Source organism: Stutzerimonas chloritidismutans, from assembly GCF_038562055.1.
GTDB classification, from domain to species: domain Bacteria; phylum Pseudomonadota; class Gammaproteobacteria; order Pseudomonadales; family Pseudomonadaceae; genus Stutzerimonas; species Stutzerimonas chloritidismutans_A.
The window spans coordinates 87,126-98,823 of the sequence record NZ_JBCFXD010000008.1 but is presented as its reverse complement, the minus strand read 5'-3'; the positions used below and the strand labels follow the sequence as shown (position 1 = coordinate 98,823).

Annotated in this window: 10 protein-coding genes; 8 read left to right on the top strand and 2 right to left on the bottom strand. The window is 62.5% G+C overall.

Features of this window, described 5'->3' with window-relative positions; genetic code table 11:
* Positions 1 to 26 precede the first annotated feature (26 nt).
* Positions 27 to 800, top strand: coding sequence for an electron transfer flavoprotein subunit beta (locus AAGW23_RS13830; protein WP_342407001.1), 774 nt, complete (start codon positions 27 to 29; stop codon positions 798 to 800).
* A gap of 40 nt (positions 801 to 840) precedes the next feature.
* The gene (locus tag AAGW23_RS13825) at positions 841 to 1,089 is read left to right on the top strand and encodes a hypothetical protein (protein WP_342407000.1); all 249 of its coding nucleotides are present in this window, start codon (positions 841 to 843) and stop codon (positions 1,087 to 1,089) included.
* A gap of 182 nt (positions 1,090 to 1,271) precedes the next feature.
* Here the strand turns inward: AAGW23_RS13825 and AAGW23_RS13820 are convergent, their stop codons facing one another.
* Both AAGW23_RS13820 and AAGW23_RS13815 read right to left on the bottom strand, forming a co-directional pair.
* Positions 1,272 to 2,369: a GlxA family transcriptional regulator gene (locus tag AAGW23_RS13820; RefSeq protein ID WP_342406999.1), complete on the bottom strand. Its 1,098-nt coding sequence runs from the start codon at positions 2,367 to 2,369 to the stop codon at positions 1,272 to 1,274.
* Between the two features lie 396 nt (positions 2,370 to 2,765).
* Positions 2,766 to 4,142, bottom strand: a complete 1,377-nt coding sequence (locus tag AAGW23_RS13815; protein ID WP_342406998.1) for an L-serine ammonia-lyase — start codon at positions 4,140 to 4,142, stop codon at positions 2,766 to 2,768.
* Between the two features lie 1,010 nt (positions 4,143 to 5,152).
* Between AAGW23_RS13815 and AAGW23_RS13810 the strand changes: the two genes are divergently transcribed.
* The 6 genes from AAGW23_RS13810 (at position 5,153) to betB (ending at position 11,670) form a co-directional block, all read left to right on the top strand.
* Positions 5,153 to 6,349, top strand: a complete 1,197-nt coding sequence (locus tag AAGW23_RS13810) for a glycine betaine/L-proline ABC transporter ATP-binding protein (protein WP_342406997.1) — start codon at positions 5,153 to 5,155, stop codon at positions 6,347 to 6,349.
* 2 nt (positions 6,350 to 6,351) lie between these two features.
* Positions 6,352 to 7,239 (top strand): ABC transporter permease, encoded by an 888-nt coding sequence (locus AAGW23_RS13805; RefSeq protein ID WP_425540832.1) that lies wholly within the window; start codon positions 6,352 to 6,354, stop codon positions 7,237 to 7,239.
* 34 nt (positions 7,240 to 7,273) lie between these two features.
* The gene (locus tag AAGW23_RS13800) at positions 7,274 to 8,218 is read left to right on the top strand and encodes a choline ABC transporter substrate-binding protein (RefSeq protein WP_342406996.1); all 945 of its coding nucleotides are present in this window, start codon (positions 7,274 to 7,276) and stop codon (positions 8,216 to 8,218) included.
* A 215-nt stretch (positions 8,219 to 8,433) separates the two neighbouring features.
* A complete protein-coding gene (locus AAGW23_RS13795) occupies positions 8,434 to 9,288 on the top strand; it encodes a glycine betaine ABC transporter substrate-binding protein (RefSeq protein ID WP_342406995.1) in 855 nt (284 codons plus the stop codon).
* A 280-nt stretch (positions 9,289 to 9,568) separates the two neighbouring features.
* Entirely contained in the window at positions 9,569 to 10,156 is a 588-nt protein-coding gene (betI, locus tag AAGW23_RS13790) for a transcriptional regulator BetI (RefSeq protein WP_342406994.1), read from the top strand.
* 41 nt (positions 10,157 to 10,197) lie between these two features.
* On the top strand, positions 10,198 to 11,670 hold the full coding sequence (gene betB, locus AAGW23_RS13785; protein ID WP_342406993.1) for a betaine-aldehyde dehydrogenase: 1,473 nt from the start codon (positions 10,198 to 10,200) through the stop codon (positions 11,668 to 11,670).
* Positions 11,671 to 11,698 lie beyond the last annotated feature (28 nt).

Below are 11,698 nucleotides of genomic sequence, written 5' to 3'. Positions count from 1 at the left end.
CGTCTTCCCCCCAACGGAGTCGCGCCATGACTGACCTGAACGTCATCACCCTGGTCTCGGTCGGCGCTCATCCGACCTCGGGCCGCCCCCGCCGTGCCGAGCAGGATGCCCGCGCGGTCGAACTTGGCCTGCGGCTGGTGGGCGACCAGCTGCAGCTGCTGCACGCCGGCAATCCGCAAGAGGAGGCACTGCGCGCTTACCTGGGCATGGGCCTGAGCGAGATGACCGTGCTCGAACAGCCGAGCCATTGCGACGCCCTGCCACTGCTGAACAATTACCTGCTCGATGCCGGGGCTCATCTGGTGCTGACCGGCAGCCAGGCAGAAACCGGCGAAGGCTCGGGGCTGCTGCCTTACCTGCTGGCCGAGCGCCTGGGCTGGCCACTGGTGGTCGGCTTGGCCGAGGTAGAAAAGGTTGACAACGGTGTGGCGCAGGTCCTGCAGGCCCTGCCCCGCGGTCAGCGGCGCCGGCTCAAGGTACGCCTGCCGTTCGTGGCCAGCGTCGACAATGCTGCCCCGGCGGCACGCCAGAATGCCTTCGGCCCGGCTCGCCGTGGCGAGCTGCACGCCGAGGATGTGGCCGTCATCGAAGACAGCCTGCTGGACGAGGCGCAGCTACAGCCGGCTCGCCCGCGCCCCAAGCGGCTCAAGGTGATCAAGGCCAAGACCGGCGCCGAACGGATGAAAGCGGCCACCGCCAAGACTTCCGGCGGTGCAGGACAGGTACTCAAGGATGTGTCGCCGCAAGTCGCCGCCGAAGCCATATTCAAACTGTTGCGCGAAGAAGGCGTGCTGCGCTGAGCCAGCCGCCTCGCCTATCGAAGCCAAAGGAGCAAGAACGATGATGCATGCCGATCTGATCGACCAGGACGACTTTCGAGACCGCCTGGTAGCGCTGGGCTTTGAGATTCCCTGCGGGGTCTCGGCTGAACAGGCCTGTGAGCGAGCCATTGTCGGTCTTTCCCGGGAGCGCGCGCAGGCACTACGTCGCCTCGTCGAGGAACTGCTGGGTGGCTCTGCCACCCTGCTACCGTCGGTCCGCGAGGCCATCTGCCGCAATCTGCTTCCCGCACTGGTGCACGCCAGCTAGACCCTGTGAGTCGCCTGTGACGCTGCAGGGCGGCGTCACAGGATCGCTACGCCACCGCTCAAGACAAGCAGTACAGAACGAAACACCGCTTTAACGGGACGGCACGTAATCGCCCGCCAACAGTTGTAAAAAAAGGCGGATGACATCGTCACCCACCTTTATCAAACCGAGCGTGCGCTACGTCAGATGCGCACGCTGGCGAATGTCGACTCACCCTGCGCACGCTGCAACGCTGCGACAGTGGCGGGATTTCTGTTGGCCTCACCGGGTCGCGGTATCAACGCAACCACCTGCGCCGACTGTTGGCCCGAGCGCTCGTCACGCGGTGGAATGCCGAAGAACTCGCGGTAGCACTTGGAAAAATGCGGAGTCGAAACGAAGCCGCAGACCGAAGCCACTTCGATGATCGACATCGGCGTCTGCTTGAGCAGCTGGCGCGCACGAATCAACCGCAGCTTGAGGTAATAGCGCGACGGCGAGCAGTGCAGGTATTTCTGGAACAATCGCTCGAGCTGGCGCCGCGACACGCTCACATAGCAGGCCAGTTCGTCCAGGTCGATCAGCTCTTCGAGATTGGCCTCCATCAGCGCCACGATCTCCAGCAGTTTCGGCTGGTTGGTGCCTAGCATGTGTTTGAGGGGCACGCGCTGGAGATCCTGTTCACTGCGGATGCGCTCATACATGAACATGTCGGAGATGGCTGCGGCCAGTTCACGTCCATGCCGGGCGCCAATCAGTTGCAGCATCAGATCCATAGGCGCTGTGCCGCCGGAGGCGGTATGGCGATTGCGATCGATGGAGAACAGCCGTGGGGTGACAGAAGTACGCGGGAAGGCTTCCTGCATCGCGGCCAGGCATTCCCAGTGCACACTGCAGTCATAGCCATCGAGCAAGCCGGCCTTGGCCAGCGCCCAACTGCCGGTGCACACCGCGCCCAGCTGACGGCCATGACGCGCTTGCGTCTGCAGCCAGTGCAGATGCTCGCGCGTCACGCTGTGCTGAATATCCACGCCACCGCAGACGATGATGCTGTCCAGGCTGGGCGCGGACTCGAAGCTGGCGTCGGGCGTAATCTGCAGCCCGTCGCTGGCGCTGACGGGCTCTCCCGACTGGGTCACGGTGAACCAGCGGTAAAGCTCTTTGCCGGACAGCTGATTGGCCATCCGCAGCGGTTCCACGGCCGAGGCCAGGGAAATCAGGGTGAAGTTGTCCAGCAGCAGGAAGCCGATGGTCTGTGGGAGCCGGTTCGGGGGCTGTGACCCGGGGTTGATCTGTGACATGACGGACCCTCACGGTAGGCAATTTTCATGAGCCTTTGACGAGGCTCTTTTTCTTGTAGTGTGCAGCGCTGGCTAGCGCCGGGTTTTGCTTATAAAGAAGGCAAACCGCGTGCCTACTTTGAATGCGCGTTCAATTAAAAGTCAGACCCTTCTGAAACGTCCCCGTCATGCGCCTCGCGTGACGCAAATAGAACAGTGTAAAGGGCGGGGGCTATCTGCCTGTGAGCACTTTGGTAGCAGTATGAGGCGCCTGTTGGCGCGATACGCACACTGTCGCTTTCAGGTAACAGAGCCGGGTAACAGTAGGGGTACAGATAACCGATTTCGCGCGCCCGTGCTGGGCGAAAAAACGCACCGCAACGGGCCGTCACGAAGGGCCCGATGCACGCGTTCGGTTCAGCACTCGATGGCGTTGACCGCCAGTCCGCCACGGGATGTTTCCTTGTACTTGTCGTGCATGTCGGCACCCGTGTCACGCATCGTGCGGATGACACGGTCGAGCGAGATGAAATGCTCGCCGTCACCACGCATCGCCATCTGCGCCGCATTGATCGCTTTCATCGCGGCGATCGCGTTGCGCTCGATGCAAGGCACCTGCACCAGCCCGCCGACGGGGTCGCAGGTAAGTCCCAGGTTGTGCTCGAGACCGATTTCCGCCGCGTTCTCCACCTGCTCGGGGGTCGCGCCCAGCAGCTCGGCCAGGCCGGCTGCGGCCATGGCGCAAGCGGAACCCACCTCCCCCTGACAACCCACCTCAGCGCCCGAAATGGAGGCGTTCTTCTTGCACAGAATGCCAATCGACGCCGCGGCGAGCAGGTAGTCGACCACGTCGTTGTCGGACGCTTCCGGATGAAACTTCATGTAGTAGTGCAGCACAGCCGGAATGATGCCCGCCGCGCCGTTGGTAGGCGCCGTGACCATACGCCCGCCCGCGGCGTTTTCCTCGTTGACCGCCAGGGCGAACAGGTTCACCCACTCCATGGCGCTCATGGTCGTGCCGATGACGTTCGGCTTGCCCAGCTCCAACAGGCTCTGGTGCAGCCTGGCGGCACGCCGCCGGACCTTCAGCCCGCCGGGCAGTATGCCTTCATGGCGCAAGCCATTGGTGACACACAGCTTCATCGCCTCCCACAGGCGCAACAGCCCCTGGCGAATCTCCGCCTCGCTGCGCCAGGCCATCTCGTTGGCCATCATCAGTTCACTGACGCGCATGCCGTGGCGCTTGCACAGCACCAGCAGTTCGACAGCATTGGAAAAATCATAGGGCAGTACGGTGTGGTCCTGGTCCAGCAGCCCGGCAGCGGCCTGCTCGGCATTGACCACGAATCCACCGCCGACGGAGTAGTAGGTGTCCTCGTGCAGCACACCGGAATGTCCGTACGCGATAAAAGTGACGGCATTGGGGTGATACGGCAGATTTTCCTCGAGCAGAAGCAGGTCTCTGGACCAGTCGAACGCGATCGGCCACTGCCCGTCGAGCCGTAGCTGGCCACAGGATCGAAGCGCGGCGATGCGCGGGGCGATCTGCTCCGGATCGATAACGTCCGGTCGCTCGCCCATCAGGCCCATGATCACGGCGTTGTCGGTGCCATGCCCGACCCCGGTGGCCGACAGCGAGCCATACAGGCGCACTTCGACTCGCCATACCCGCTCGAGCATCTGGCGCTCGCGCAAGGCATCGACAAAAAGCGCCCCGGCGAGCATCGGTCCGACGGTATGGGAGCTGGAAGGCCCGATGCCGATTTTGAAAAGGTCGAATACGCTGATCGCCACGCTAAACGCTCCACTGGAAGCCCTGAAGACAGGAGCCATCATGGTGGTTTTGCGAACCCATAGAAGTCTGGCACCGACGTGGCCATGCCCAATTCCGTCAGGTTGACCAGTTTATGACCAGCCGGTCTTGCCCGTTGCAACCGCTGTCCAAGGTGCCATCAGCCATGCCGCGACCATGCTGGACGCGCAGCAATGGTGGCGGCATGGCTACCGCAACCAACCTGCCGTTTAGCAAGAGACAGTTAGCTACAGATAAACGAAGGCCCGCGCCTCACGTTTACTTGGACATCTAACCCTGGTCGCTGCAGCGGCCCTCGCCCCGTTCCGCACTGCACGGCCACGTCAAGGGCCATCGATGCGGAACAGACGCCAGCGGGCCCGGGCCACGCGAAACAAGCCAACCCACAACATGACCTGCGTTCATAGTGCCGTCATCCCCGCCTCTTGCTCACTGGCCGAATGCGCCGTAATGGTTCACTTCTTAGCGAACAGCCGAAAATCTGCACCATCATCGTGATGAATTTTATTCGCTCATTAATTAAAAATGGCCCATGTCGTCGTTCAGTATGTAGGCGTCGCAACTCGACAATTGTCGCGCCCAAAGCGGCCTATCGTTGAGTCATGTTCCACAGCCGGCGCCTAGTGCGGCGGTGAATGAAGGCCTTGCATAACGCAGCTTCAGCCGTCCCCAACGGCTGAGCAGATAACAATAATGGGTACCGGTTCCGCTCCGCAGGGAGCGTACGAACCACGATGAACTTACTAGCACTGCCAAGGGTAGAAGCGGTTACGACACAGCGGTGAAACGCAACGATGCAAGGCCTGCAGACGCGCGAAATGAGTCGTTCATTTCGCCTGGCGACTGCTGCCCGTCGAGCGACCGCGAGACCGCTTCAGCCCAGTACGTGACACCGATTACGCCATTAAGCCGTTGGCAACAGCCGTACAGCGCTGCGAGCGCTTGCGGCCTCCGTTTAGCTGAGCTGGATGTCTACTGAGGGAACCGTCCCATGCAGTCTGGAAAGATCGTCGTCGAGAACCTGTACAAGGTCTTCGGCCCACATGAACAAGAAGCCATCGCCTTGCTCAAGCAAGGCTGGAGCAAGGACAAGATCCTCGCCGAACGCGGTGCGGTCATCGGCGTAAGCGATGTGTCGTTCAGCGTCGAGGAAGGCGAAATCTTCGTCCTGATGGGCCTGTCCGGTTCCGGCAAATCCACACTGATACGCCTGATCAATCGACTGATCGAGCCCAGCGGCGGGGACGTTTTCATCGACGGGCAGAACGTCGCCAAACTGCCCCATGCGCAACTCATCGACCTGCGTCGACGCGATATGAGCATGGTCTTCCAGTCGTTCGCCCTGATGCCCTCGCGCACGGTGCTGGACAACGCCGCTTTCGGCCTGGAGGTCGCCGGTGTTGGCCGCAAGGAGCGCGAGGAGCGCGCCATGGCCGTGCTCAAGCAGGTTGGTCTCGACACCTTCGCGCACAAGCTTCCGCACGAACTCTCCGGTGGCATGCAACAGCGCGTCGGCCTGGCCCGTGCGCTGGCGGTGAACCCGTCGATGATCATCATGGACGAGGCCTTTTCCGCGCTCGACCCGCTCAAGCGCCGCGAGATGCAGGACGTCCTGCTGGAACTGCAGAAAACCCACCGGCGCACCATCATCTTTGTCTCCCATGACATCGAGGAGGCCATGCGCATCGGTAACCGCATCGGCATCATGGAAGGCGGCAAGCTGATCCAGGTCGGCACGCCACAGGAGCTGATCGACAAGCCCGCCAGCAGCTACGTGCGCAATTTCTTCGAAACCGTCAACACCAGCCGTTACCTTACCGCCGGCCAGCTCAAGGCCGACAGCGTCCCGCTCTACGTGCATAACGGCAAGGCCCCGGACGCCCTGAAGGTCTGCAAGGACCTGCAGGCGCTGGACAAGCACTACGCCTTCGTCGTCGATGAAGACAAACGATTCCGCGGCTCGATCAGCCTGGAACGGCTGGCGCTGCTGGTCGAGAACGGCCGGACCTGTGCTCTCGAGGCCAACCTGCTGAAGCAGATCGCCCCCCTCACCGAAGACCAGCCGTTGGATCAGATCATCGGGCGCCTGGTGGATAACGAGGGACCCATGCCCGTGGTGGACAGCCAGGGATTCTATGCGGGGGCCATCAGTAAAGGTCGCCTTCTGACTCGCCTGCAGGATGAATGATCATGGACAAAGAACTCGATCTCGGAAGCTGGGTCAACGACGTCGTCCAGCATCTGCTGGAAAACTACAGCGGCGCCTTCGATAGCCTCGGAGGTGTCGTCAGCGGCTTTTCCGAAGGTATCGAAGCGCTGCTGATGCTGCCGCCAGCCTGGCTGCTGATCGCCCTTTTCGTCGGCCTCGGGTTGTGGCGCATCGGCGCCCGGTTCGCCGCTTTTACCGCTGTGTCCTTCGTGCTCATCGTGCTCACCGGCTTCTGGGAGCAGACCGTGGTGACCCTCGGGCTGACCTTCTCCGCCACGCTGATCAGCCTGCTGCTCGGCATCCCGCTGGGCATCTGGTCGGCACGCAGCGAACGCGTGGCGATGATCACCCGCCCGATCCTGGACTTCATGCAGACCATGCCGGCGTTCGTCTACCTGATTCCGGCGGCGATGCTGTTCGGCCTCGGCCGCGTGCCCGGCATCATCGCCACGGTGATCTTCGCCATGCCGCCGGCCGTACGCCTGACCAACCTGGGCATCCGTCAGGTCAACAAGGAGATCGTCGAAGCCGGCCAGTCCTTTGGTTGCAACAGCCGACAGCTGCTGTTCAAGGTGCAGCTGCCCAATGCCATGCCGTCGATCATGGCCGGAGTGAACCAGACCATCATGATGGCGCTGTCGATGGTCATCATCGCCTCGATGGTGGGTGCCGGAGGCTTGGGCAATGACGTGCTGGCGAGCATTCAGCGACTGGATATCGGCCTCGGCTTCGAAAGCGGCATGGCCGTGGTGCTGCTGGCGATCATCCTCGACCGCATCACCGAAAGCTTTGGCACCGCCAAGCGGGCCACGCAGAAAGCCACTTGGTACACATGGGTGACGACCAAGCTCAGACCGCAGGGCCAGTAATCGCAACGACCCCATTCGGAAAAAGGAAATCAGAATGACCACGTTCAAGACGATAACGGGTATCGGTCTGCTCGCCTGCACTCTGCTGCAAAGCGCTTGGGCACAGGAACCCGCAAGCTGCGAGAAGGTGCGTTTCGCCGAGATCGGCTGGGCCGACATCGCCGCCACCACCGGCGTCGCCATGGTCCTGGCTGAAGGCCTGGGCTACGACCCGAGCAAGGTGATGGCGTCCGTACCGATTGCCTTCACCGGCGTGAAGAACAAGCAGATCGATGCGTTTCTCGGCTATTGGTCACCCTCGATGGACGCGGTCATCGAGCCGTTCACCAAGGACGGTGGCGTCAAGGTGCTCGAGTCGCCCAACCTCGTGGGCGCCAAATACACCCTGGCGGTGCCCACCTATGCGGCCGACGCGGGGCTGAAAAGCTTCCAGGACATCGCCAAGTTCAAGGATCAGCTGGGCGGCCGGATCTACGCGATCGAGCCGGGCAACGACGGCAATCTGCTGATCGAGAAGATGATCAAGAACGATCAGTTCGGCCTTGGTGACTTCCGCATGGTTGAGTCCAGCGAAGCCGGCATGCTGGTTCAGGTGCAACGTGCCATTCGGAAGAAGGAGCCCGTGGTCTTCCTCGGCTGGGCACCCCACCCGATGAACTCCCAGTACGACCTGACCTACCTCGCCGGTGGCGACGAGGTGTTCGGCCCTGACTTCGGTGCCGCCAAGGTGTTTACCGTGGTGCCGCAGGGCTACCTGGAGCGCTGCTCGAACGTCGGGAAGCTGCTGCAGAACCTGCAGTTCAGCGTGCCGATGGAAAGCGAGCTGATGCAGATGGCTCTTGAGCGCGACGATCCGCAGACCGTCGCCAAGCAATGGATCAAGGACAACCCGGACGCCCTCGACCAGTGGCTGGCCGGGGTGACTACCCGGGACGGTCAGGACGGCGTTGCGGCCGTGAAGAAATTCGTCGGACTTTGACGAAAACGCAGCCGGACAGGCGGTCTCGGCAAACACGCCAAACCCTGCCCGGCTTGAGACAACCACGCCCATTCATTTTTATCGGTGCGCAGGCTGCGCATCGGAACCGCGCGTGGGGCCCCACTTAACACGTGAGGCCCCGGCAATAACCTTGAGCCCTGACATGGGCCCCTGTCGGCATCACTGCCACTTTTCCTGACATGGAGCTAATACGCATGAGTCTGATCAAGCATCTCCTTTGCGGTCTCGGCGCCGCCAGCATGGCGCTCGGTATGGCGGCCAGCATGGCGGCGGACAAGCCCGAGCTGAAAATCGGCTACGTCAACGGTTGGGACGACAGCGTCGCCGCCACCCACGTGGCGGGCGAGATTCTGCAAAGCAAGTTGGGCTACACCGTCAAGCTGCAACCGGTCGAACCGGCCATCATGTGGCAGGGCGTGGCACGCGGTGACCTCGACGCCACCCTCTCTGCCTGGCTACCGGCCACCCACGGCGAGTACTACGAGAAACTGAAGGACAAGATCGTGGTGCTCGGCACCAACTACGAAGGCGCCAAGATCGGCCTGATCGTGCCGGACTACGTGGAGGCGAAAAGCATCGAGGACCTCAACCAGTACACCGAGGCCTTCGACGGCAAGATCACCGGTATCGATGCCGGGGCCGGCGTCATGCGGCGAACCGAGGATGCAATCAAGCAGTACGACCTGGACCTGCGCCTGATGCCGAGTTCCGGCCCGGCGATGACCACCGCGCTGACCCGTGCAGAGAAGGCCAAGGAACCCATCGTCGTCACCGGCTGGATCCCGCACTGGATGTTCGCCAAGTGGCAACTGCGCTTCCTGGAAGACCCGAAGAAAGTCTTCGGTGACGACGAGCACGTCGATACCGTCGCCAACCCGGGGCTTGCCAGCAAGGCCCCCGAAGCCGAGGCCTTCCTGAAGAAATTCAGCTGGGGCGCCGAGGAAGTGGGCGAAGTCATGCTGGCGATCCGCGACGGCGCAAAGCCGGAAGCTGCGGCCCGCGAATGGGTGGAAAAGCATCCGGACCGCGTTGCCGAGTGGCTCGAATAACGCACGCCTGGCCGAGCGACGCCCTTGGCGGGCGTCGCTCGTGGTCATGCAGTCGCACGCAGGCACGCCATCGAATGGAGCATGGCGATAACCTCACTCGCCGCGTATGCGACGCCACGGTGCCTGGGTGCGCTGGTGAGATCGACCGGGCATCTCTCTACCGCACTCAATGCGCGACACGAATATGCCGAATATCGACAACCACTCTTTTGTTGATTGAGCGTTCAATAAAAAGACTCTAGTCTGGTCGCCAGTCTAAACCTGACCGGATTCTCAAAAAATGCCCAAGCTTGGTATGCAGCCTATAAGGCGCAAGCAGCTGATACACGCGACGCTCGAGGCGGTGGACCAGGTCGGCATGGGCGACGCCAGCATCTCCATGATCGCGCGCCTGGCAGGCGTGTCGAACGGCATCATCGCCCACTACTTCCAGGACAAGAACGGCCTGCTCGAAGCGACCATGCGGCACCTGATGAAGGCGCTCAACCAGGCCGTTCGCACGCGGCGCGAGCAACTTGCCGACGACAGTCCTCGCGCACACCTGAAAGCCATCATCGAAGGCAACTTCGACGACAGCCAGGTCAATGGCCCGGCGATGAAGACCTGGCTGGCGTTCTGGGCGTTCAGCATGCACCAGCCCTCCCTGCACCGCTTGCAGCGAATCAACGACCACCGCCTGTATTCGAATCTCTGCTGCGAGTTCCGCCGCGTCCTGCCCCTGGAAAAGGCACGCTCGGCCGCGCGCGGCATGGCAGCGCTGATCGACGGCCTCTGGTTGCGCGGTGCGCTGGCCGGGGATGACTTCGACATCGAGCAGGCGCTGCAACTGGCAGACGACTACCTGGATCAGCTCTTGGCCAACCGCTGAGCGGCTCCCCACCTCTCCACACGCACCGCGCGAGGATGACCATGCCCCGTTTCGAGCAGCAGCAACTCTACATTGATGGCCGTTACGTCGACGCCACCAGCGGCGCCACATTCGAGACGGTCAACCCGGCGACGGGCGACGTGCTCGCCGAACTGCAGTGCGCCTCGCGTCATGACGTCGACAAGGCGGTGGCCAGCGCCGCTGCCGGGCAAAAGGTCTGGGCCGCCATGACCGCCATGCAGCGCTCACGCATCCTGCGCCGCGCGGTGGACATCCTGCGCGAGCGCAACGACGAACTGGCCGAACTGGAAACCCTCGACACCGGCAAGCCGCTGGCCGAAACTCGCGCCGTGGACATCGTCACCGGCGCCGATGTACTGGAGTATTACGCGGGTCTGGTTCCGGCCATCGAAGGCGAGCAAATCCCATTGCGCGACACCAGTTTCGTTTATACCCGCCGCGAGCCGCTGGGTGTGGTGGCGGGCATCGGTGCCTGGAACTACCCGATCCAGATCGCGCTGTGGAAGTCCGCGCCGGCCCTGGCCGCCGGCAACGCCATGATCTTCAAGCCCAGCGAAATGACCTCCTTGACCACGTTGAAGCTGGCCGAGATATATACCGAGGCAGGCCTGCCGGACGGCGTGTTCAACGTTCTCACCGGCAGCGGCCGAGAAGTCGGCACCTGGCTCACCGAGCACCCGGGCATCGAGAAGATCTCCTTCACCGGCGGCACCCGCACTGGCAAGCAGGTCATGGCCAGCGCTTCCAGCTCCTCGCTCAAGGACGTGACCATGGAACTGGGCGGCAAGTCGCCGCTGATCATCTTCGAAGACGCCAATCTCAACCGTGCGGCAGACATCGCGGTCATGGCCAACTTCTTCAGCGCCGGCCAGGTGTGCACCAACGGCACCCGCGTGTTCATCCCGCGTTCGCTGCAGGCGCGGTTCGAAGCCAAGGTGCTTGAGCGGGTCAAGCGTATCCGCCTGGGTGATCCGCAGGATGAGCGAACCAACTTCGGCCCGCTGGTGGGCTACGCACACATGGACAGCGTGCTCGATTACATCGAGTCGGGCCGTGCCGAGGGTGCGCGCCTGCTTTGCGGCGGAACGCGGGTGACCGAAGGCAACTACGCCAAGGGCGCCTATGTCGCGCCTACCGTGTTCAGCGACTGCCGGGATGAGATGCGCATCGTGCGCGAGGAAATCTTCGGTCCGGTGATGAGCATCCTGATCTTTGACGACAAAGCGGAAGTGATCCGCCGTGCCAACGACACCGACTACGGCCTCGCCGCAGGAATCGTCACCCAGGATCTGGCCCGCGCTCACCGCGTCATTCATCAGCTCGAAGCGGGCATCTGCTGGATCAACACCTGGGGCGAATCGCCAGCCGAAATGCCGGTGGGCGGCTACAAGCAATCCGGCGTGGGCCGCGAGAACGGCCTGACGACCCTGGCGCACTACACGCGCACCAAGTCGATCCAGGTCGAACTGGGCGAATTCGTCTCGGCGTTCTGACCGGCAACGTAAGCAAGGGCCGTGCTCT

Excerpts from the sequence above, each read along its gene's own strand:
- AAGW23_RS13800 (WP_342406996.1), top strand. The coding sequence starts at position 7,274 with ATGACCACGTTCAAGACGATAACGGGTATCGGTCTGCTCGCCTGCACT.
- AAGW23_RS13805 (WP_425540832.1), top strand. The coding sequence starts at position 6,352 with ATGGACAAAGAACTCGATCTCGGAAGCTGGGTCAACGACGTCGTCCAG.
- AAGW23_RS13820 (WP_342406999.1), bottom strand. The coding sequence starts at position 2,369 with ATGTCACAGATCAACCCCGGGTCACAGCCCCCGAACCGGCTCCCACAG.
- AAGW23_RS13825 (WP_342407000.1), top strand. The coding sequence starts at position 841 with ATGATGCATGCCGATCTGATCGACCAGGACGACTTTCGAGACCGCCTG.
- AAGW23_RS13830 (WP_342407001.1), top strand. The coding sequence starts at position 27 with ATGACTGACCTGAACGTCATCACCCTGGTCTCGGTCGGCGCTCATCCG.
- AAGW23_RS13810 (WP_342406997.1), top strand. The coding sequence starts at position 5,153 with ATGCAGTCTGGAAAGATCGTCGTCGAGAACCTGTACAAGGTCTTCGGC.
- betB (WP_342406993.1), top strand. The coding sequence starts at position 10,198 with ATGCCCCGTTTCGAGCAGCAGCAACTCTACATTGATGGCCGTTACGTC.
- AAGW23_RS13795 (WP_342406995.1), top strand. The coding sequence starts at position 8,434 with ATGAGTCTGATCAAGCATCTCCTTTGCGGTCTCGGCGCCGCCAGCATG.
- betI (WP_342406994.1), top strand. The coding sequence starts at position 9,569 with ATGCCCAAGCTTGGTATGCAGCCTATAAGGCGCAAGCAGCTGATACAC.